16 protein-coding genes are annotated in these 20,570 nt (G+C 65.4%); 9 read left to right on the top strand and 7 right to left on the bottom strand.

Features of this window, described 5'->3' with window-relative positions; all coding sequences use genetic code 11:
• Window positions 1–38 precede the first annotated feature (38 nt).
• Together IGX34_RS07670 and gltB are read right to left on the bottom strand one after the other, a co-directional pair.
• Complete coding sequence (locus IGX34_RS07670) at window positions 39–1,478, bottom strand: FAD-dependent oxidoreductase (RefSeq protein ID WP_192555117.1); 1,440 nt, start codon at window positions 1,476–1,478, stop codon at window positions 39–41.
• Window positions 1,475–5,911 (bottom strand): glutamate synthase large subunit, encoded by a 4,437-nt coding sequence (gene gltB / locus IGX34_RS07665; RefSeq protein WP_192555116.1) that lies wholly within the window; start codon window positions 5,909–5,911, stop codon window positions 1,475–1,477. The genes IGX34_RS07670 and gltB overlap by 4 nt, the downstream gene beginning before the upstream one ends.
• A gap of 272 nt (window positions 5,912–6,183) precedes the next feature.
• Between gltB and IGX34_RS07660 the strand changes: the two genes are divergently transcribed.
• Window positions 6,184–7,383, top strand: a complete 1,200-nt coding sequence (locus IGX34_RS07660; RefSeq protein ID WP_192555115.1) for a murein hydrolase activator EnvC family protein — start codon at window positions 6,184–6,186, stop codon at window positions 7,381–7,383.
• 167 nt (window positions 7,384–7,550) lie between these two features.
• Window positions 7,551–8,927 (top strand): S41 family peptidase, encoded by a 1,377-nt coding sequence (locus IGX34_RS07655; RefSeq protein ID WP_192555114.1) that lies wholly within the window; start codon window positions 7,551–7,553, stop codon window positions 8,925–8,927.
• Between the two features lie 283 nt (window positions 8,928–9,210).
• On the opposite strand, the gene IGX34_RS07650 is transcribed toward IGX34_RS07655, so the two are convergent.
• Window positions 9,211–11,439: a TonB-dependent receptor gene (locus tag IGX34_RS07650; RefSeq protein ID WP_192555113.1), complete on the bottom strand. Its 2,229-nt coding sequence runs from the start codon at window positions 11,437–11,439 to the stop codon at window positions 9,211–9,213.
• Between the two features lie 192 nt (window positions 11,440–11,631).
• Between IGX34_RS07650 and IGX34_RS07645 the strand changes: the two genes are divergently transcribed.
• Both IGX34_RS07645 and IGX34_RS07640 read left to right on the top strand, forming a co-directional pair.
• Window positions 11,632–12,327, top strand: coding sequence for a hypothetical protein (locus IGX34_RS07645; protein WP_225737302.1), 696 nt, complete (start codon window positions 11,632–11,634; stop codon window positions 12,325–12,327).
• 63 nt (window positions 12,328–12,390) lie between these two features.
• A complete protein-coding gene (locus IGX34_RS07640) occupies window positions 12,391–13,137 on the top strand; it encodes a pteridine reductase (protein WP_192555112.1) in 747 nt (248 codons plus the stop codon).
• A gap of 45 nt (window positions 13,138–13,182) precedes the next feature.
• On the opposite strand, the gene IGX34_RS07635 is transcribed toward IGX34_RS07640, so the two are convergent.
• The 4 genes from IGX34_RS07635 to tsaD form a co-directional block, all read right to left on the bottom strand.
• A complete protein-coding gene (locus tag IGX34_RS07635; RefSeq protein ID WP_192555111.1) occupies window positions 13,183–14,043 on the bottom strand; it encodes a DUF6159 family protein in 861 nt (286 codons plus the stop codon).
• Window positions 14,044–14,116: 73 nt separating this feature from the next.
• Entirely contained in the window at window positions 14,117–14,599 is a 483-nt protein-coding gene (gene folK / locus IGX34_RS07630) for a 2-amino-4-hydroxy-6-hydroxymethyldihydropteridine diphosphokinase (RefSeq protein WP_192555110.1), read from the bottom strand.
• On the bottom strand, window positions 14,599–14,958 hold the full coding sequence (folB, locus tag IGX34_RS07625) for a dihydroneopterin aldolase (protein WP_192555109.1): 360 nt from the start codon (window positions 14,956–14,958) through the stop codon (window positions 14,599–14,601). The genes folK and folB overlap by 1 nt, the downstream gene beginning before the upstream one ends.
• A gap of 40 nt (window positions 14,959–14,998) precedes the next feature.
• Window positions 14,999–16,024 carry a tRNA (adenosine(37)-N6)-threonylcarbamoyltransferase complex transferase subunit TsaD gene (gene tsaD / locus IGX34_RS07620; RefSeq protein WP_338015437.1) on the bottom strand — a complete coding sequence of 342 codons (1,026 nt, stop codon included), beginning with the start codon at window positions 16,022–16,024 and terminating at the stop codon, window positions 14,999–15,001.
• 229 nt (window positions 16,025–16,253) lie between these two features.
• Here tsaD and rpsU point away from each other — a divergent pair, with 229 nt between their 5' ends.
• The 5 genes from rpsU (at window position 16,254) to IGX34_RS07595 (ending at window position 19,800) form a co-directional block, all read left to right on the top strand.
• Window positions 16,254–16,469: a 30S ribosomal protein S21 gene (gene rpsU / locus IGX34_RS07615; RefSeq protein ID WP_115477777.1), complete on the top strand. Its 216-nt coding sequence runs from the start codon at window positions 16,254–16,256 to the stop codon at window positions 16,467–16,469.
• A 176-nt stretch (window positions 16,470–16,645) separates the two neighbouring features.
• Window positions 16,646–17,092: a GatB/YqeY domain-containing protein gene (locus IGX34_RS07610; protein ID WP_192555107.1), complete on the top strand. Its 447-nt coding sequence runs from the start codon at window positions 16,646–16,648 to the stop codon at window positions 17,090–17,092.
• 107 nt (window positions 17,093–17,199) lie between these two features.
• Complete coding sequence (locus IGX34_RS07605) at window positions 17,200–17,370, top strand: DUF1328 domain-containing protein (RefSeq protein ID WP_192555272.1); 171 nt, start codon at window positions 17,200–17,202, stop codon at window positions 17,368–17,370.
• A gap of 35 nt (window positions 17,371–17,405) precedes the next feature.
• Window positions 17,406–19,142, top strand: a complete 1,737-nt coding sequence (gene dnaG, locus IGX34_RS07600; RefSeq protein WP_192555106.1) for a DNA primase — start codon at window positions 17,406–17,408, stop codon at window positions 19,140–19,142.
• 34 nt (window positions 19,143–19,176) lie between these two features.
• A complete protein-coding gene (locus IGX34_RS07595; RefSeq protein WP_192555105.1) occupies window positions 19,177–19,800 on the top strand; it encodes a DedA family protein in 624 nt (207 codons plus the stop codon).
• The last annotated feature ends 770 nt before the right edge of the window (window positions 19,801–20,570 follow it).

Raw genomic sequence — 20,570 nt, 5'->3', positions numbered from 1 at the left:
ATCTATCCGAAATTACCTGCGTTTAACGTGAGGATCGCTTAACAGGCCGAGGCCTGCTTCTCCGCCGCCGTTTCGGCCAACAAGGCTGCGATGTGCACGGCAGCTTCACGGCCGTCGTAGACCGCACGGACCACCAGATCGGCACCGCGTACATTGTCGCCGCCGGCAAAGATGCGCGGATGGCTGGTCTGGTGCGGCAGCCGGCCGTTCGCGCCGGTGACTACCTTGCCCGACGCCGACAGTTCCACGCCATGCGCAGCGAGCCAGCTCGGCGGGCTGGGTAGGAAACCGAAGGATTGAATCACTACGTCGGCAGTAATTTCCGATTCGGTACCGGCCACGTTTTGCGGACGCGGACGTCCATCGCCGGTATCGACCAATTCCGTTTCGATCACACGCACGCCGCATACCTGGCCATGCCCGTTATCGAGAATCGCCAGCGGCTGACGCTGGAACAGGAACGTCACACCTTCTTCGCGGCTGTAATTCACTTCGCGTGCCGAGCCCGGCATGCTCGCCTCGTCACGGCGATACACGCAGGTGACCGATGCCGCGCCGAGTCGAATGGCGGTGCGATTGCAATCCATGCCCGTATCGCCGCCGCCGAGCACCACCACATGCTTGTCGCGGAAATCGAACAGCGATGCCGGCTCGTCGCGCAGCAGGCGTTCGGTATTGGCGATCAGGAATGGCAGCGCATCGTGCACGCCGAGCAGTTCGCGGCCCGGCAATTGCCCATCGACGAAGGTGTAGGCACCGGTGCCGATGAACACGGCGTCGTAGTCTTCGAGCAAGCTGCCGAATTCCACATCGCGCCCGATTTCGCGCTCCAGCAGGAAGCGCACGCCCATGTCTTCGAGCACGGCGCGGCGCGTGCGCACCACGCCCTTGTCGAGCTTGAACGGCGGAATGCCGAAGGTGAGCAAGCCGCCGATCTCGCGCTGGCGATCGTAGACATCCACCGCAATGCCGGCGCGACGCAGACGATCCGCGCAGGCCAGACCGGCAGGGCCGGCGCCGATCACCGCCACGCGCTGCCCGGTTTCGCGCACCTTGGAAAGATCCGGCCGCCAGCCCTGGCGCAGCGCTTCATCGGTCACCCACCGCTCGATGCTGCCGATGGTGACCGAACCGAATTCGGTCTGCTCCAGCGTGCACGCGCCTTCGCAAAGACGATCCTGCGGACAGACGCGGCCGCAGATTTCCGGCAGCGGATTGGTTTCGTGCATCAGCGTGGCCGCTTCCATGATGCGCCCCTGCTGCACCAGCTTCAGCCAGTTGGGAATGTAGTTGTGTACCGGGCAGGCATGCTCGCAATACGGATTGCCGCAATCGATGCAGCGCTCGGCCTGCGTTGCCGCCTGCGGCGAGGCGAAGTCGCCGCCGATTTCGCCGTAGCCGAGCACGCGCACCGCCACCGGCACGGTGCGCGGCGGCTGTCGCGGCACATCGAGGAACTGGAACAGCTTTGCGCTCATGCCGCCCTCCGCAGTTCTTCGGCCAGCACGGCGAGGCTCGCGGCTTTCGGTTTCACCAGCCAGAACTTGTATTGCAGACCGCGGAAGTCGCGCAGGATCTGCCGGCCCCAGTCGCTGCCGGTCAGCTCCACGTGACGGGTGACCAGTCTGCGCAGATGCTGCATGTAGTTTTCCATCCCCTCGGGCGAAATACGCAGGATGTCGACCAGCTCGTGGTTGTAGCAGTCGACAAAATCGCGCTCCAGATCGAGCACGTAGGCAAAGCCGCCGGTCATGCCGGCGCCGAAATTGAGACCGACCTTGCCGAGCACTGCCACCACGCCGCCGGTCATGTATTCGCAGCAGTGATCGCCGGCGCCTTCCACCACCGCCAGCGCACCGGAGTTGCGCACGGCGAAGCGTTCGCCCGCGCGGCCGGCGGCGTACAGCTCGCCATCGGTGGCGCCGTACAGGCAGGTGTTGCCGATGATCGCCGCGTCCTGGCTGGCATACGGTACATCCGCAGGCGGACGCACCACGATGCGGCCGCCGGCCATGCCCTTGCCGACGCCGTCGTTGGCTTCGCCGACCAGGTCGATATGCACGCCACCGGCATTCCATGCGCCCAGGCTCTGGCCGGCCGCACCTTCGAGTTTCAATTCGATCGGATTTTCGTCCATGCCGTGATCGCCGTGCCTGCGCGCGACATCGCCGGACAGGCGCGCGCCGATCGCGCGATCGGTATTGGCGATGCGGTAGCTGAAACTGCCGCCGCCCAGCGTGGCGACCGCATCGGCGGTGTCGGTGGCAATGCGCGAGGCCAGCTCGGCTTCGTCGCGCATCGGATTGCGCGCCAGCGTGCAGGCGAAATCACTGCTGGCGCTGAGGCCGGCGCCGTCGATCAGCGGAGTGAGATCGAGCTTGTGCTGCACCGGCGTGCCGCCTTCGAGCTGTTCGAGCAGATCGCTGCGGCCCACGATGTCGCCCAGGCTGCGCACGCCAAGGCGAGCGAGGTGCGCGCGCACGTCTTGCGCGACGAAGGTGAAGTAATGCATCACCATCTCGGGCAGGCCGATAAAGTGATCCTTGCGCAGCACCGGATGCTGGGTGGCCACGCCGGTGGCGCAATTGTTCAAGTGGCAGATGCGCAGGTATTTGCAACCCAGCGCCACCATCGGGCCAGTGCCGAAGCCGAAGCTTTCCGCACCGAGCAGCGCCGCCTTGATCACATCCAGGCCGGTCTTCAGACCACCGTCGGTCTGCAGCCGCACGCGGCCGCGCAGATCGTTGCGGCGCAGGGTCTGTTGCGTTTCCGCCAGGCCCAGCTCCCACGGCGTGCCGGCGTACTTGATCGAGGACAGCGGACTCGCGCCGGTGCCGCCATCGTGGCCGCTGACGGTGATCAGATCCGCACCGGCCTTCACCACGCCTGCCGCCACCGTGCCCACGCCCGCGTGCGACACCAGCTTCACCGATACCAGCGCTTCGGGATTCACTTCCTTCAGGTCGTGAATCAGTTCGGCCAGGTCTTCGATGGAATAAATATCGTGATGCGGCGGCGGCGAGATCAGGCCGATGCCGGGCTTGGCATAACGCAGGCGCGCAATGGTGCTGTCCACCTTGTGTCCCGGCAGCTGGCCGCCCTCGCCCGGCTTGGCGCCCTGGGCGATCTTGATCTGCAGCACTTCGGCATTGACCAGATAGGCTGGCGTGACGCCGAAACGGCCCGACGCCACCTGCTTGATCTTCGACGCGCGCTCGGTACCGTAGCGCGCCGGATCTTCGCCGCCTTCGCCGGAATTGCTGCGTGCGCCGAGACGGTTCATGGCGATCGCCAGCGCTTCGTGCGCTTCGGGCGACAGTGCGCCCAGCGACATGCCGGCGGAATCGAAGCGCTTGAGGATGGCCTCCACCGGCTCGACCTGTTCCAGCGCCAGCGGCGCGGCGGCGAGCTTCAGGCCGAGCAGATCGCGCAATGCGGACGATGGCCGGCGGTCGACGAAATCGGCGTAGGCGCGGTAGTCCGCCGCATTGCCGGTGCGCACCGCCTTCTGCAGGCTGGCGATCACGTCGGGGTTGTACATGTGGTACTCGCCGCCGTGCACGTATTTGTAGAGGCCGCCGGCACGCAGCTGCAGAGCTTCGTTCCAGGCTTCGGCGGCGAGCAGGCGCTGCTCGTGCTCCAGCTCGGCAAAGCCGGCGCCACCAATGCGCGAAGGTGTGCCGGGGAAGCACAGTCCCACCACGTCCGGCGCCAGCCCCACGATTTCGAACAGCTGCGCACCGCGGTAGCCGGCGACGGTGGAAATGCCCATCTTCGACAGGATCTTCAGCAGACCCTTGCGGATGCCGCGCCGGTAGCTGCGGCCGATTTCCTGCCGGTCGCCTTCGATATGGCCTTCGCGACCCAGCTCGAACAGGCTCTGGTAGGCCAGCCACGGATAGATCGCGGTAGCGCCATAGCCGATCAGGCAGGCGAACTGGTGCGGGTCGCGCGGGGTGGCGGTCTCCACCACGATGTTGCATTGGCAGCGCAGGCCTTCGTCGATCAGGTAGGCGTGCACGGCACCGGTGGCCAGCAGCGAATGGATCGGCAGGCGATCGCGGCGCGGATAGCGGTCGCTGAGGAACACCAGCGAGCAGCCTTCGCGCACGCTCTGCGCCACGTCGCGGCACAGCCGGCGCAGCGCCGCTTCCAGTCCTTCTTCGGCCGCGTACATCAGGTCGAAGCGCGGCGCCTGCTGGTATTGCGGCATCGCCAGCAGCTGGCGCAGCTTGCGCTGCGAGAGCACCGGCGAATTGATCAGGATCTGCCTGGCGTTCTCGGGCTTGAGCTCGAACACATTGCCTTCCGGCCCGATCTGCGTCACCAGCGACATCACCAGCTTCTCGCGCAGCGGATCGATCGGCGGATTGGTGACCTGGGCGAAGCCCTGGCGGAACCGGTCGAACAGCGGGCGCACCTGGCGCGACATCGCGGCAATCGGCGTGTCGTCGCCCATCGAGCCGGTGGCTTCGGCTTCCAGCTCGGCGATCACCTTCAGCACCGTCTCGCGCTCCTCGCGCGAAAGGCCGTACAGCTTCTGATAGCAGCGCAATTCGTCGGTCGGCAGCGGTTCGGCCGCCAGCGAGGGATCGATCAGATCCGATTCCAGATAACTCACGCCGGCGCGCAGCCAGTCGCGATACGGCGCGCGCTTGCGGTTGATCTCGTCGATATCGGCATCGCGCAGCAGACGGCGCGCCGCGAAATCGACCGCGATCATTTCGCCGGGCGCGAGCCGGCCCTTGGCGATCACGTGGGCGCTGGGCACGTCCCACAACCCTGCTTCGGAAGCGACGATCAGATGGTTGTCGTCCGACAAGGCCCAGCGCGCCGGACGCAGGCCGTTGCGATCCAGCGTGCAGGCAGCGTAGCGGCCATCGCACATCACCAGTCCGGCGGGGCCGTCCCAGGGTTCGCTGTGCAGGGCGTAATACTCGTAGAACGCGGCCAGGTCTTCGTCGATGCCTTCGCGTGCGGCGAAGGCCGGCGGCACCAGCACACGCATGGCGGCGATCAGGTCGAGGCCGCCGGCGAGCAGCAGCTCCAGCGCATTGTCGAGGCTTTCCGAGTCCGAACCGGTCTGGCGCACGAACGGGCCGATATCGCCCAGCTCGACCAGCGGCGAGCGCCAGATTTCTGCGCGCGTCTGCATCCAGCGGCGGTTGGCGCGGATGGTATTGATCTCGCCGTTGTGCGCCAGCAGGCGGAACGGCTGCGCCAGGCGCCACTGCGGCGTGGTGTTGGTGGAGAAGCGCTGGTGGAACACCACCGCATCGGCGACCAGGGCCGGATGCTGCAGATCGTCGAATACCTCGCGCAGCCGGCCCGGCGCGGCCATCGCCTTGTAGCCGATCACCTGCGCCGACAGCGACACTACATAGAACTGCTCGTCCTGGCTGAGCGCGGTCTCGGCGCGGCGGCGCGCACGGAACAGCGCGCGCTCGAAGCCCGCATCATCCAGGTCGCCCTTGGCATTGATGAAGATCTGCCGCACGCGCGGCTTGGCGGCGGCGGCCAGCGGACCGCACGCATCGGCGTTCACCGCCACATCGCGCCAGCCGGCCACGCGCAGGCCTTCCTCGGCCACGTGCTGCTCCAGCACCTTGGCGGCCGCGTCGCTAGCCGCATCCAGAAATACCAGCCCCGCAGCGAAACGCTCGCCCAGCGCAATGCCCGCCTCCACCGCCAGCGCACGCAGCCAGGACTGTGGATGATGGATCAGCACGCCGCAGCCGTCGCCGCTGACGCCGTCGGCATTCACGCCGCCGCGGTGGGAAAGTTTAGCCAGCGCCGCGAATGCCGTATCGACCACCCATTTACTGGCGCGGCCGTCGATCTGGGCAACCAGACCGAAGCCGCAGCTATCGTGTTCGAAGCTGGGGTCGTACAACCGCGGTACCACCGACATGTGCTGTTTCCTCTTGCTTTACTCCGGCTCGCAGGGGCGCAAAACGCCTGCCGTCGCGGGGACGGCAAGCAGATGCGATGAGGCTTGCAACCCGACTTTACGCATAAGTTGTGCGTCGCGTCAAAGCCTTCTAGACGTCCAAATGAGAATCTCCACGCTTTGTAAGCGTGCGCGCTAACAGACCAGTGCCGCGGCGATCGCCGCCAGCCCGCATCACGGCGCCATCCGTGCCATCTCGCCGGAACAAGCCGGCTCAGGGATAATCCGGCCCCATGCCGACACCTTCCCGCGCCTTTCGCCCACTCCTGGCCCCGCTGATCGCTGCTGCGATCGTCCTTGCCGCCAGCGTCTTCGTACCCGTCAGTACTGCCCAGGACAATAAAGCCGAAGCCCAGCAGGCCGAGGCCAAGCAGCAATTGACCGACCTGCGCGAAAAAATGCAGGCGCTGACCAAGGAGCAGGCCGACACCGCCGCCAAGCGCGACAGCGCCAACGCCACCCTGGCCAAGCAATCCGATGCGGTCGCCGTCGCCGCCAGGGCCGTGCGCGATACCGACACGCAGATCGCCGCCAAGCAGCAGCAGCTGGATCAGTTACAAACGCAACGAACTGAACTGAGCAAGCGCCTGGATAGCCAGCGTGCGGCGATCGCCGACTTGCTGCGCGCTACCTACGCCGTCGGCCAGGGTTCGGACCTGCGCCTGCTGCTGGGCGATGAAGACATCGCGCGCATTGCGCGCTCGCTCGCCTATTCCAAATACTTCCAGCAGGACCGTGTGCAGAAAGTGCAGGACCTGATGACCCAGCTGGCCAAGCTGCAGGACCTGGAAACCCAGATCAATACCGAGCAGCAGGCCCTGCAGGCCACCCGCACCCAGCGCCAGCAGCAGGCTGGCGCACTGGAACAGCAGCGCCGGCAACAGCAACAGGTGGCCAGCCAGATCGACGCGCAATACAAGAACCAGGGACAGAAGCTGGCCTCGATGAAGCAGAACGAGCAGTCGCTGGACGAGCTGCTGAGCAAGCTGCAGAAGGCGATCGACGAGGCCGCCCGCGAAGCGGAGCGCAAGGCGCGCGCCAATCCCACCGTGCCCAGCGGCGGCAAGGCGCTGGCCAATATCCGCGGCAACCTGCCGTGGCCGGCCGCCGGACCGGTGCACACCTTCGGTAACGGCGTGCTGATCGCCGCCCCGCGCGGCAGCGACGTGCACGCGGTGGCCGCCGGCCGGGTGGTGTACGCGCATTTCATGCGCGGCTACGGCCAGTTGATCATCCTCAGCCATGGCAATGGCTGGCTAAGCATGTACGGCAACAACGAAACCCTGCTGCACGGCGTGGGCGACGACGTCGCCGCCGGCCAGACGCTGGGCACCGCGATGCTCTCCACCAGCGACAGCAACGGGGTGTATTTCGAACTGCGCCACAACGGCCAGCCGGTGGATCCGCGCACCTGGCTCAGCCAGCGGCGCTGAGCGCCGCCGGCTTGCGTGAACCCTGCCGGCAGGCCCCTACACGCCGCGTCCACCCGGCGCCGTACAACACTCCGGCAACCAAGATCGGCGTATTCTGTCGCGGTTGAATTCGGACGGCATCAAGCGGTCCAACCCCCGCCGTCACACTTTCCTGTGGAGTTTGCCCCATGCGTTTCCCCCGCCATTGCCTGCTCGCCCTGCTGTTGGCGGCGCCGCTGCTGCACGCGCAGGCAGCGCCCAAGACGGATGCGGGTGCGGCAACCGACAGCGACACCCCCGCCAAGGCTTCCAGCAGCGCCGCTGCCCCGTCGGACCAGGTCGATATGGACGATGTGCGCAATTTCGCGCACGTGTACCAGATCATCCGCCAGGCCTATGTGGAAAAAGTCGACAACAAGACCCTGATGAACGACGCGATCAAGGGCATGCTCTCCGGCCTCGATCCGCATAGCGCCTACCTCGACAAGGACGGCCTGCAGGAGCTCAACGAAGACACCACCGGCCAGTACGGCGGCCTCGGCATCGAGGTGATGGAGGACAACGGCCTGCTGCGCATCGTGTCGCCGATCGACGATACCCCCGCCTCGCGCGCCGGCATCAAGCCGGGCGACGTGATCACGGCGATCAACGGCAAGGGCGTCACCACCGACAATATCGACGACATGTTCGACGCCCTGCGCGGCGATCCGGGCAGCAAGATCACGCTGGGCATCCTGCATGAGAAGTCCGACCAGCCGGTCAGCATGACCCTCACCCGCGAACGCATTTCCATGACCAGCGTGAAGGTGCGCGAGCTGGAGCCGGGCTATGCGTATATCCGCATCAGCCAATTCCAGGACGACACCGCCAGCGATCTCGAAAAGAAACTGGGCGATGTACTAAAGAAGGATGGCGCGCAGAAAGGCGCGATCCTCGACCTGCGCTCCAATCCGGGCGGCCTGCTGACCGCCGCCGTAGGTGTCAGCAACGACTTCCTCGACTCCGGCACCATCGTCACCACGCGCGGTCGCCTGCCCGACTCCAACCTCACCTTCAACGCCCACCCGAATGGCGATCTGCTGCACGGCGCACCGATGGTGCTGCTGGCCGACAACGGCACCGCCTCGGCCGCGGAAATCGTCTCCGGCGCCTTGAAGGACAACCACCGCGCCTTGATCGTCGGCCGCCGCACCTTCGGCAAGGGCGTGGTGCAGACGGTGCTGCCGCTGGATGCCGATCACGCCGTGAAACTCACCACCGCGCGCTACTACACACCCAACGGCACCTCGATCCAGGCCGAAGGCATCAAGCCGGATATCGCCCTGGCCGACCTGACCGTGGCAAAGGTGGACGACTCGCAGGCGCCGGTCAGCTCCGAAGCGGACCTGCCGCACCATCTGGCCAATGAGATTGCCGCGATACCGGGCGCCAACATCAACAACGATGGCAGCGCGGAGAACGCCAAGCTGGCGACCAGCGATTATGCGTTGTCGCAGGCGTTGAATATTCTGAAGGGACTGGCCTTGCGCCATGACGCAGGCATGCCCGCAGCCACGGCGCACTAACCACAGCGCGCATCAAATAACGTCGCTTTTCGCATCCGCCTCCTTTCCCCTCCGGGGAGAGGATTGAGGTGAGGGGCCGCTCTTGCGAGTGAGCACCCTCGAAGCGCCGCTTGAATCTGCATCCTGGCGAGGTTGCCCCCTCACCCCAGCCCTCTCCCCGCTGGGGAGAGGGAGTGAGCCCGAGTAGCCAGCGTAGGTTGGGTTAGCGCAGCGTAACCCAACGATCCATCTTCTTAGCGACATCGTTGGGTTACGCTGCGCTAACCCAACCTACGCCGTTTCCTCAGAAATCTTTCTGCAGGCTCAGGTACAAGCCGCGCCGCGGCCCGTACTGCGGCGCACCCACGCCCACGCCGGTACCGCTGCGCAGTTCATACGTGCGATCCAGCGCATTGATCAGCGCCAGCTGCGTATGCAGCTTGCCGAAACCGTCGAAGTTGAAATCGTGCGAGACGTTGAAGTTGAGCTGGAAGTAATACGGCAGCGACAAGCCGTTCGGCACTTCGCCATCTTCGCGCAGGCCGCTGCCGAACAGGTAGTCGGCACCGACCTTGGTGCTGTCGGTGATCGCGTAGTTGATCCCGCCCGATGAGGTTTCCTTCTGGTCGTGATCCAGATGGATCCAGTTATCCGCGATGTAGGCCAGCTCATCCACACCGAAGTTGTACTGGCTGGTGATCACGTCCTTGCCCATCGCGCGGTTGTAGGAGAAGTTGAAATACGCGGAGACCGGGCCGTCGTTATACGTCGCGCTGAATTCGTTGCCGCGGATGCGTCCATAGCGGTAGTTGAAGGTGGAATAGATCAGCGCGGTACCGAACTGCCCCTCGTCCTGCAGGCGGTCCACCTGGCGGTAGTAAGAGTCGAAGCCGAAGGTCCAGGCCGAACCGACGTTCTGCGAAACACCGATGTCGTAGTAATTGGAACGCTCGGTCAGCGGCGTGTTGTTGCCGTAGTTCTGCACCGCATTGGTGGTGTTGGCGAAGGCGGCAATGTTCTCGGACGAAATCAGCTCGGTCTGCGGCGGCGTGAAGTAGCGCGAATAGCCGGCATGCACGGTGGTGCTGTCGGTGGCCTGCCAGACCACACCCACGCGCGGGCTCAGCTGGCTTTCTTCGCGGAAGGCCTGGTAGCGGTCGCCGCGCAGGCCATAGTTGATGGTCCAGTTTTCGCTGATGTCCCATTGGTCCTGTACGTACAGCGCCATTGTCTTGGCCAGGATGCGATCGCCGGTATTGATATTGATCGGCGTGGTGCTGATCTGGTCGCCGGCATCATCGGCGGGGAATACCGAGGAATACGTATTGGTGTACGCGCGATCGAGCTCACCGTACAAACCGTAGCGAAGCGTGTGGTTACTACCCCAGGGCATGGAGAAATCGGCCTGCAGGGTGGAAGCGCGGTCGCCCTGATTGATCTGTGCGGCCACGCCGTTGAACATCAGGTCGCCGACTTCATCGGGGTAATACTGCAGGCCGCTGAAGCGCTGGCCCACCGAGACCTGGTACGCCGTATCGCCCAGCTTGCCCTGCAGCGCGAGCACGCCGAAGCGGGTCTGCTCGTTCTGGCGCTCGTCCAAATCGGCGGAGTTGAAATTGGTGACGTCCAGATAGCCGAACTGCGGCGTCTGGCTGGGGTTGTTCGGAATCTGGAAGCGGTTATTGGTGACGCCAAACATAAAGCTCAGGCGCGTGTCGTTATTGATCAGGTACGACACATCGCCGAACGCCTTCACCTGGTTGGTGTGATCGTGGACCGGATCGCGGCTGGCGGTCGGATTTTCGATGCCGACGTTGTTTTCCAGATAGTTGGCCGTGAAGAAGTAGCTCCAGTTGCCGCTATGGCCCCAGAACGAGGCATTCGGATTGACCGTGCCGAACGAGCCGCCGGTAATGCCCACGCTGCCGCCATTGGTCAGATCGCTGCCGCTCTTGGTGGTGATATCGACCACCGCAGCAGTGCGTTCGCCGTATTGCGCAGGCAGCGCGCCGTCCAGCAGCTTCACGCTTTCGATGGTGCGCGCATCCAGCGTCTGGCCGAAACCGGAAATCGATTCGGGAATCATCACGCCGTCGATGCGGTATTGCAGGTTGGCATGGTCGCCACGCACGTGCAGCTGGCCGTAGGAATCCTGCACCACGCCCGGCGCCTGCAGCAGCACCTGGTTCATCGGCGTGGCGTCGCCCAGCGGCAGCGCCTGGATGTTCTGCGCCGTGATCACGTACTGGCTGCTGCCGGTATCCGGCGACAGGCTGTTGCGCGCTTCGTCCAGCGCCGCCGTGACGCTGACGGCACCAAGCTGCTTGACCTTGCTCGGACGGCGATTGCGCGAGCCACCGTCGTTATTGCCGTCGGTGCCATCGGTGCTGTTGTCGTCGGCCGGCTGCTGGGCCGTTGTTGCCGGTGAAGGCGTAGCGGTAGGCGTATTAGTCGTGCTCGGAGCCGTCGTCGCAGCGGCCGTGGCTGCGTACAAGGCGAGGCTGAGTCCGAGGGCAAGCGGGGACAATTTCATGCAGGGGTACCGGGGCGGATGTTGTTATAAGGGTCGGCCAAGGGGCCGAAGACCGATATGTTATAACATTCCCATCACACCTGTACGCCCCTCCCAGAAGTCATGCCTGGCGATTTGCGGGTTCATGCCGCCCTCATCAGCCGGCCACATAGGCGGCCTATGATCGGCGGACGTTTCGACAGGGAGCACGGCATGACCGAGCCCAAGCAGACCGTTCCCAATCAGACCGCGTCGGGCGCCAGCCTGCCGGCCGTGATCGGCCAGGACGACGCCAGCAACCGGGTCACCCGGGCGATCCTGGATTTCATCAGCCAGATCCCCGACAGCAAGGTGCGCAGCGAGGAAGACCCGGAAGCGCAGGCCCAAAAGCTGGCGCGCCGCGCCGCGCAGCGCGCCGCCATCACCGCCGGTTCGCTGGCGCTGCCGCCGGGGCCGCTGGGCTGGCTGACGATTCTGCCCGAGCTGATTTCGATCTGGAAAATCCAGGCGCAGCTGGTCAGCGATATCGCCGCCGCCTACGGCAAGCATGCCGAGCTGGGCCGCGAGCAGATGTTGTGGTGCCTGTTTCGCCACACCTCCGCGCAAGCATTTCGCGATCTGGTGGTGCGCCTGGGCGACCGGCTGATTTTCCGGCGCCTGTCCTACAGCATGATCGAGCGCGTCGCCAAGCAGATCGGCGTGAAAGTGACGCAGCGTGCACTGGGCGAAGGTTTGTCGCGCTGGATGCCGGTGATCGGTGCGATCGGCGTGGGCGGCTACGCTTACTACGACACGCGCCAGGTTGCCGCCACCGCCATCGCCATGCTGAAAAGCGAGATCGCCAGCGACAGCGGCGACCACCCGATCCAGGCCACTGCGCGCGAGATTCCCGCCACGCGCCCGCATTGATGTGACGGCGCGCGGCGTTTGCGGCAAGCTGCGCCATCACTGTTGTCGTGCAGGAGTCAACGCATGCGTCCCACCCATCCGCGCCCGGTTGCCTTGATCACCGGCGGCGCCAGGCGCGTCGGCGCGGTGATTGCACGCACCCTGCATGCCGCGGGCTACGACCTCGCCCTGCACTGCCGGCATTCGGTGCAGGAAGCCACCGCACTCGCCGATGAACTGCGCGCGCAACGGGCGGACAGCGTGCTGGTGGTGCAGGCCGAACTGGCGAATATCGATGCGCTGCCGCGCCTGGTCGACGACACGCTGGCGCGCTACGGGCGCCTCGACGCACTGGTCAACAACGCCTCCGCGTTCTATCCCACGCCGATCGGCAGCGCCACCGCAGTGCAGTGGCAGGAACTGTTCGCCTCCAACGCGCAGGCGCCGTTTTTCCTGGCCCAGGCCGCACTGCCGTCGCTGCGCGCCGCACATGGCGCGATCGTGAATATCGTGGATATCTATGCCGAACGCGCCATCGCCGAACATCCCATCTACGTGATGGCCAAGGGCGCGCTGGCGGCGATGACGCGCACGCTGGCGCTGGATCTGGCCCCGGAAGTACGCGTCAACGGCGTCGCACCGGGCGCGGTGATGTGGCCCAGCGATGGCAAGGCCTACGACGATCAGCAAGCGATGCTGGCGCGCACGCCGCTCGGTCGCGACGGCTCGCCGGAAGATGTCGCCGTCGCGGTGCTGTGGCTGCTGCGCGATGCAACGTTCGTCACCGGCCAGATCATCCGCGTGGATGGCGGACGCTCGGTCTCGATCTGAATATTGTCGCTGCGCAGGCCAGCTGCGCAGCGACATGCAAGCCGCTCAGGACTTGGAGCGGAACGCCTGCTGCAGCACCTGCTGGTCGAAGCCGGCACCACCTTCGCCCTCGTCCACATAGCGATACAAGGCCACCGCGTACACGCCCTGCAGCGACGACTGGATCATGCCCAGCAAGGCCAGGCCGATCACCACGATGGTCAGGGTGACTACCAGCAGCGACAGCGATTGCGATGCCGCCGCGCCCATCACCAGCAGCACCGACACCAGCACCGCCGCGGTCGTGATGATGCCGAAGGCCAGGCCGATACCCACATTGCCCACCAGGTTCTCGCCCCAGGTGCGCTGAAGCATGTCCACGCTGCGCTTCACCGCTTCCAGCGGGCCGACTTCTTCATTGGCCAGCACCGGCACTACCAGGAAGGTGGCCACCGTCCAGGCCAGGCCGATCAGGCCGACTACGAGGCGGCCGATCAAGCCCAGGCGTTCCTGCAGCGAACGCAGAATCACGCCCACCGTCGCGGCGATCACCGCATAGCCCAGGATGGTGCCGAAGCGCGAACGCGCCACCGCCAGACCATAGTTCACATCCGCCTCATCGCCGCGCAAGCGTGCGGTGGCCACCGCCGCCAGCGCGGTGTTGAAAAAGATGATCACGGTGTACTGCGCCAGATAGAACAAGAACAGAAAGGCGTAATGCAGCGGCGACAGCTGATGCGCCACGCCATAGGCACGGATGCGCTCGTCGGCCAGCACCTCGATGCCGACCGGCAGCAAGAAGGTCGCCGCCACCAGCAGCGTGCAGATACCCGACATCAACGGAAACATCAGCAGCGATTTATCCGAGCGCAACACATCCGCGCTCGCCTTCAGCAACGCCCAACTGCGTGCAAATTTGCCGGCCATTCCAAGCCCTCCCCTGTGTGTGATCCTGCGTGCGGCTAGCTTGATGGGAGGGCCGGTGCCGCGCAACGGGGCGCTAGAGCGGCTCGACCGTCAGCGGCTCGCTCTCGACCGGGAACGCCGTCCACAGCTCGGCCATGCTGCGCCCGCTGACCGGATGGCGCAGGGCCGGGGCGATATCCATCAAGGGCTTCAGCACAAAGGCGTGCTTGAGTTCCTTGCGCGGAATATCCAGGTGCCCGGGGCCCTGGGTGATCAGGTCGTCGTACAGCACGATATCCACGTCGAGCGTGCGGTCGGCATAGCGCGGCACGTCGCGGCGGCGCCCATGGCGGTCTTCCAGTGCGTGCAGCCAGTCGTTCAAGGGCATCGGGTCGAGATCGGTATCCATGCCGACGGCGAGATTGATGAAATCCGCCCCATCGAAACCCACCGCCGCGCTGCGGTAAGCCGGCGAGATATCCAGCCGGCCGAAGCGCGCCTGCAATTCATCCAGCGCGGCGCGCAGATAGCGATGCGGCTCCTGGTTGGAGCCAAGGCTCAAATAGACGCGCGCCATCAGCCGGGCCGCTGGCCGCGTTCGATGCACACGCCCACGGCTTTGGCGCCGCGTACCGCGCCGGGCTTGGACAGCTTCAACCGCACCCAGGCCACGCCGAATTCCTCGCGGATGATCGCCGCGCAGCGCTCGGCCAGCGTTTCCACCAGGCCGAAGCTGGATTCGCTGACATAGGCCATCAAACGCTTGGACACATCCTTGTAGTTGAGCGTCAACGCAATATCGTCGCTGGCCGCAGGCAGCGTGTTGTCGAAGGCCATTTCGATATCGAAAGACAGTGTCTGGCGCACGCGCCGCTCCCAGTCGTAGATACCGATGACGGTATCGATGCGCAGGTCTTCGATAAAAACGATATCCATAGGCGGCAACGTAACGGCGAAGAGGGGAATAGTGCCGCGTTCAGGCCGCGGGCGGCAGGGTCTGCAGGTCCCAGCGCGGGAACACCTGCACCGATTCGTCCTGCTGCTGGCCGTGCGCCAGCCGGATCGCGCCGGCCAGGGCGATCATGGCGCCGTTGTCGGTGCAGAACTGCAGGCGCGGGAAATACGTCTTGAAGCCATCGCTGACGCCGGCCGCGGCCAGTTCTTCGCGCAGCCGCCGGTTGGCGCCCACGCCGCCGGCAATCACCAGTCGACGCGCGCCCGTCTCGGCCAGCGCGCGGCGGCATTTGATCAGCAGCGTGTCGACGATGGCTTCCTCGAAAGCGCGCGCAATGTCGGCGCGGGTCTGCTCGCTCTGGTCCGACTGCCGCCAGGCCAGCAGCACCTGGGTCTTCAGGCCCGAGAAGCTGAAGTCCAGGCCGGGGCGGTCGGTCATCGGGCGCGAGAAGCGGAATCGTCCCGCCTGGCCGCTGGCCGCCAGCTTGGCCAGTGCGGGGCCGCCCGGATATGGCAGGCCCATCAGCTTGGCGGTCTTGTCGAAGGCTTCGCCGGCCGCGTCGTCCAAGGTATCGCCCAGAATCCGGTAACGGCCCACCGCCTGCACTTCCACCAGCATCGAATGGCCGCCGGACACCAGCAGGGCCACGAACGGGGCTTCGGGCGGGTCCTCTTCCAGCAGCGGCGCCAGCAGATGCCCTTCCATATGGTGTACGCCGATGGCCGGCACGCCCAGCGCCCAGGCCATCGCGCGGCCGGTGGCGGCGCCGACCAGCAGGGCCCCGACCAGGCCGGGGCCGGCGGTGTAGGCCACGCCGCCCAGATCGGCGGGGGTCAGCCCGGCCTGGGCCAGGGCCTCGCGCACCAGCGGCAGCAGCTTGCGCACGTGGTCGCGGCTGGCCAGCTCCGGCACCACCCCGCCGTAATCGGCGTGCAGCTTGATCTGGGTGTACAGGGCATGCGCCAGCAGGCCCTGCCCCGGCGCCTGCGGCTCCCAGCGCAGCAGAGCCACGCCGGTTTCGTCGCAGGACGTTTCAATGCCGAGAATGGGGCGCGGGGTGGCGGGCAAGGGCATGCTCGTGGCGGGAACCGGGAACAAAGTGGGTCGCACAGCGGCGAAAATCGAAGCCGCGCGAAAGCGAAATGGTATCGGCAAACGGCGGGGGGCGCATGTTTTACGCCGAAATCGCTTCGACGCCTTTGAAATTCATCCACGCCTGCGGCTATACTTTGCGGCTCGCCCGGTTCAGCGGGCCCGTTTACTACCCGGAGTTTCCATGCCCAGCGTAAAAGTTCGCGAGAACGAGCCGTTCGAACTCGCCCTGCGTCGCTTCAAGCGCACCTGTGAAAAGGCCGGCGTGCTCGCCGAGACCCGCAAGCGCGAGTTCTACGAGAAGCCGACCCAGGAACGCAAGCGCAAGCGCGCCGCTGCCGTGAAGCGTCATCTGCGCCGTCTGTCGCGCGACGTTTCCCGCAAGACCCGCCTGTACTGAGTCCGCCCCGCCTCCGGGCGGAGCATGCGTTCGGGCGCCATCCGCGCCGAACCCTCAAAGGCCGTCAGCCAGGCGCGTTGATCCGCAGCCGCTGTCGCTAGCAGGTACCTGCACTGGCCGACGTTGCCCCGCAACGTCGGCTTTGTGCTTTCCGCTTTCCGTAAAGGAGTCTTCCCATGAGCCTCAAAGAACAGCTCACTGACGACATGAAGACCGCCATGCGCGGCGGCGACAAGGATCGCCTGGGCGTGATCCGCCTGGTCCTGGCCGCAATCAAGCAGCGCGAGGTGGATGAGCGCATCCAACTGGACGACGCCCAGGTCCTGAGCGTGCTGGAAAAAATGCTCAAGCAGCGCAAGGACTCGGTCACCCAGTACAGCGCCGCCGGCCGCGAGGACCTGGCCGACGTCGAGCGCGCCGAAATGGTGGTGATCGAGGCCTATATGCCGGCCAAGCTCAGCGAGGCCGAGGTCGACGCCCTGATCGACGCCGCCATCGCCGAAACCGGTGCCAGCAGCGCCCGCGACATGGGCAAGGTGGTCGGCGTGGTGAAGGGCAAGGTCGCCGGCCGGGCCGACATGGGCCAGGTCTCGGCCCGCATCAAGGCCAAGCTGGGCGGCTGATCGCCCAGGCGCAACCCGGCGGTGACGGCATGTTCACCGCCCTGCCGTTTGAACTAGGCTCACGCCACCGCGCCCGTGCGCGATCTTGGACGGAGAAACGCATGCACCTGCTCAAATGGGCCATCATCTTCGGCCTCGTCTCGCTGATCTCCGGCTGGCTGGGCTTCGGTTCGCTGTCCGGCGCCACCGCCACCATCGCCAAGGTGCTGTTCGCGATCTTCGTGGTGATCTTCCTGGTAGTGATGCTGGCGGTGATCGGATTGATCCATCTGCTCTGATCAAGCAGCCGCCCTCCGGCTAGACTAGCCGGATCATGCGCGGCCGCATCCCTGACAGCTTCATCGACGAACTACTCGCTCGCGTCGACATCGTCGACGTGATCGAGCGGCGCGTGCCGCTGAAAAAGGCCGGGCGCGAATGGACCGCCTGCTGCCCCTTCCACAACGAGCGCACGCCGTCGTTCTACGTCAGCCCGGCCAAGCAGTTTTTCCATTGCTTCGGCTGCAGCGCGCACGGCAGCGCGATCAAGTTCCTGATGGATTACGAGCGGCTGGAATTTCCGGACGCCGTCGAAGAACTGGCGCAATCGGTCGGCCTGAAAGTGCCGTACGAAGGCGCGCGCGACAACGCCCCGCGCGAAGACAAGACCGATCTCTACGCCGTGCTCGACGCCACGGCGCGCTGGTACGAAAACGAGCTGCCGAAAAGCACCGAGGCCAAGGCGTATTGCAGCAAGCGCGGCCTGGACGCGGCCACCATGGCGCGCTTCCGTATCGGCTGGGCGCCCGCGGGCTTCGACGGCGTAATCCGCAGCCTCGGCACCAGCGACCGCCGCATGCAGCTGCTGACCGAAGCCGGCATGGTCGCCAGCAACGAGCGCGGCAACAAATACGATCGCTTCCGCGAGCGGCTGATGTTTCCGATCCTCGATCGGCGCGGCCGCGTGATCGCCTTCGGCGGCCGTGTGCTGCAATCGGAACAAGGTCCGAAATACCTCAATTCACCCGAAACGCCGCTGTTCCACAAAGGCCGCGAATTGTTCGCGCTGTGGCAGGTGAAGCAAGCCAACAGCAACCTGGCGCGCATCGTGGTGGTGGAAGGCTATATGGACGTGATCGCGTTGCATCAGGCCGGGCTGCCGATTGCCGTGGCCACGCTGGGCACCGCCACCACGCCCGACCATACCGAAGTGCTGTTCCGCGCCGCAGCCGATGTGGTGTTCTGCTTCGACGGCGACCGCGCCGGCCGTTCGGCCGCCTGGAAGGCGCTGGAATCGGCGCTGCCGCGTTTGCGTGACGGACGCCAGGCGTACTTCCTGTTTTTGCCGGATGGCGAAGATCCGGACACGCTGGTGCGCAAGGAAGGCAAGGACGGTTTCGAAAAGCGCCTGCGCGAAGCCACGCCACTGTCCGAATACTTCTTCAACGAACTGTCGCACGACGTTGACATGGCCAGCCTCGACGGCCGCGCACGCCTGGCCGAACGCGCCCGCCCGCTGATCGCACGCCTGCCCGATGGCGCCTTCCGCGACCTGATGGCGCAGGAGCTGGAAAAACGCAGCGGTGCACGCGCGGTGCTGGAAGCCGAGCCAGCGGCGCGGCGACCGGTGCAGCGTCCGGTCGCCGTGCAACGCTCGCTGGTGCGCAGCGCGATCTCGCTATTGCTTGCCCAGCCCGGCATTGCCGATCAGGTGGAACGGCCCTACGGCTTTCTGCGCTTGAACAAACCTGGTGTGGAACTGTTGGCCGAGTTGCTGGATACCGCACGTGCGCGTCCCGGCATCAATCCGGCGATGCTGGTGGAACATTTCGCCGAACGCGAGGAATACGCCGCGCTGCAGAAGCTGATGGCCGCCACTGCGGTGGGCGAACCGGAAACGCAGCGGCTGGAATTCTTCGACGCACTCGCGCGCATGCAGCAGCAGGTCATCGACCAGCGCCGCGACGAACTGGTCGCCAAGAGCCGCAACGGCACGCTCGACAACGCCGAAAAAACCGAATTGCGCGAACTGCTCGCCGCGCGCGCGCCCGCACCGACCGCGGCGCCATGATGTCCGCCCCGCCCACCGACAACCAGGACCGTCGATGGATCTGCTTGAACGCCTGATCGCGGTCTTCGCCGACCACGGCTACGCAGCGGTGTTTATCGCCCTGATGCTGTGCGGCGCCGGCATTCCGCTGCCGGAGGACATCACCCTGGTGGCCGGCGGCGCAATCGCCGGGCTGGGCTACGCCAACGTGCACATCATGGCCGGCGTCACCATGGTCGGCGTACTGCTGGGCGATGCGGCGATGTTCCTGCTTGGCCATCACTACGGCGCGCATATCCTGCAGTGGAAGCCGATTGCACTGCTGATGCCGCCGCGCCGCTACGCCAAGATGCAGGACAAGTTCACCCGCTACGGCAATCGCCTGATGTTCTTTGCGCGCTTTCTGCCGGGCATGCGTACCGCGGTGTACATCACGGCCGGCGCCAGCCATCGCGTCAGCTTCTGGCGCTTTTTGTTGCTGGATGGCATGGCGGCGCTGATCAGTGTGCCGTTCTGGGTGTACCTGGGGTATTTCGGCGCGAACCGGCGCGAGTGGTTGCTGATGTGGGTGCATCGCGGGCAGAGCAGCTTGTGGGTGCTCGGCGGCGTGGTGCTCGTGCTGTTGCTGGTACTTGGCTGGCGTCGCCGCCAACGGCGTGTGCACGCAAAAAACCACTGATACCTGACGCGCGCTCTGCCCCCTCTCCCCGCCGGGGAGAGGGGGCGCATCATCGTATGCAGGTGAGCTTGCTGATACATAGCGAGTGACAACATCGACAGCACTCGCAAGCGAAAAACTTTCCCAATAACACACGTTCTGCTCCCTCTCCCCTCCGGGGAGAGGGTTGGGGTGAGGGGTCACGGCTTGCCCCAGCCCTCATCAATGCATGCAAGCAACCGCTTCGATGTTCGCGACACTGTCCACCATCGCGCAAGGTTGTCCCCTCACCCCAGCCCTCTCCCCGAAGGGGAGAGGGGGCGCATCATCGTATGCAGGTGAGCTCGCTGATACATAGCGGGTGACAACATCAACAGCACTCGCAAGCGAAAAACTTTCCCAATGACGCACGCTCTGCTCCCTCTCCCCTCCGGGGAGAGGGTTGGGGTAGGGGTCACGGCTTGCCCCAGCCCTCATCAATGCATGCGAGCAACCGCTTCGATGTCTGCGGCACTCTCCACCATCGCGCAAGCTTGTCCCCTCACCCCAGCCCTCTCCCCGGAGGGGAGAGGGGGCGCATCATCGTATGCAGGTTAGCTTGCTGATACATAGCTGGTGACAACATCAACAGCACTCGCAAGCGAAAAACTTTCCCAATAACACACGTTCTGCTCCCTCTCCCCTCCGGGGAGAGGGTTGGGGTGAGGGGTCACGGCTTGCCCCAGCCTTCATCAATGCATGCGAGCAACCGCTTCGATGTCCGCGGCACTCTCCACCATCGCGCAAGCTTG

Origin of the sequence: Dyella acidiphila (assembly GCF_014863405.1) — a bacterium.
In the GTDB taxonomy this organism is placed as follows: domain Bacteria; phylum Pseudomonadota; class Gammaproteobacteria; order Xanthomonadales; family Rhodanobacteraceae; genus Dyella_B; species Dyella_B acidiphila.
This window is presented reverse-complemented; position numbering and strand designations above follow the sequence as displayed.

What these genes read in the sequence shown, in the direction of transcription:
- IGX34_RS07670 (WP_192555117.1), bottom strand. Translation starts at nt 1,478, where the DNA reads ATGAGCGCAAAGCTGTTCCAGTTCCTCGATGTGCCGCGACAGCCGCCG.
- gltB (WP_192555116.1), bottom strand. Translation starts at nt 5,911, where the DNA reads ATGTCGGTGGTACCGCGGTTGTACGACCCCAGCTTCGAACACGATAGC.
- IGX34_RS07660 (WP_192555115.1), top strand. Translation starts at nt 6,184, where the DNA reads ATGCCGACACCTTCCCGCGCCTTTCGCCCACTCCTGGCCCCGCTGATC.
- IGX34_RS07655 (WP_192555114.1), top strand. Translation starts at nt 7,551, where the DNA reads ATGCGTTTCCCCCGCCATTGCCTGCTCGCCCTGCTGTTGGCGGCGCCG.
- IGX34_RS07650 (WP_192555113.1), bottom strand. Translation starts at nt 11,439, where the DNA reads ATGAAATTGTCCCCGCTTGCCCTCGGACTCAGCCTCGCCTTGTACGCA.
- IGX34_RS07645 (WP_225737302.1), top strand. Translation starts at nt 11,632, where the DNA reads ATGACCGAGCCCAAGCAGACCGTTCCCAATCAGACCGCGTCGGGCGCC.
- IGX34_RS07640 (WP_192555112.1), top strand. Translation starts at nt 12,391, where the DNA reads ATGCGTCCCACCCATCCGCGCCCGGTTGCCTTGATCACCGGCGGCGCC.
- IGX34_RS07635 (WP_192555111.1), bottom strand. Translation starts at nt 14,043, where the DNA reads ATGGCCGGCAAATTTGCACGCAGTTGGGCGTTGCTGAAGGCGAGCGCG.
- folK (WP_192555110.1), bottom strand. Translation starts at nt 14,599, where the DNA reads ATGGCGCGCGTCTATTTGAGCCTTGGCTCCAACCAGGAGCCGCATCGC.
- folB (WP_192555109.1), bottom strand. Translation starts at nt 14,958, where the DNA reads ATGGATATCGTTTTTATCGAAGACCTGCGCATCGATACCGTCATCGGT.
- rpsU (WP_115477777.1), top strand. Translation starts at nt 16,254, where the DNA reads ATGCCCAGCGTAAAAGTTCGCGAGAACGAGCCGTTCGAACTCGCCCTG.
- IGX34_RS07610 (WP_192555107.1), top strand. Translation starts at nt 16,646, where the DNA reads ATGAGCCTCAAAGAACAGCTCACTGACGACATGAAGACCGCCATGCGC.
- dnaG (WP_192555106.1), top strand. Translation starts at nt 17,406, where the DNA reads ATGCGCGGCCGCATCCCTGACAGCTTCATCGACGAACTACTCGCTCGC.
- IGX34_RS07595 (WP_192555105.1), top strand. Translation starts at nt 19,177, where the DNA reads ATGGATCTGCTTGAACGCCTGATCGCGGTCTTCGCCGACCACGGCTAC.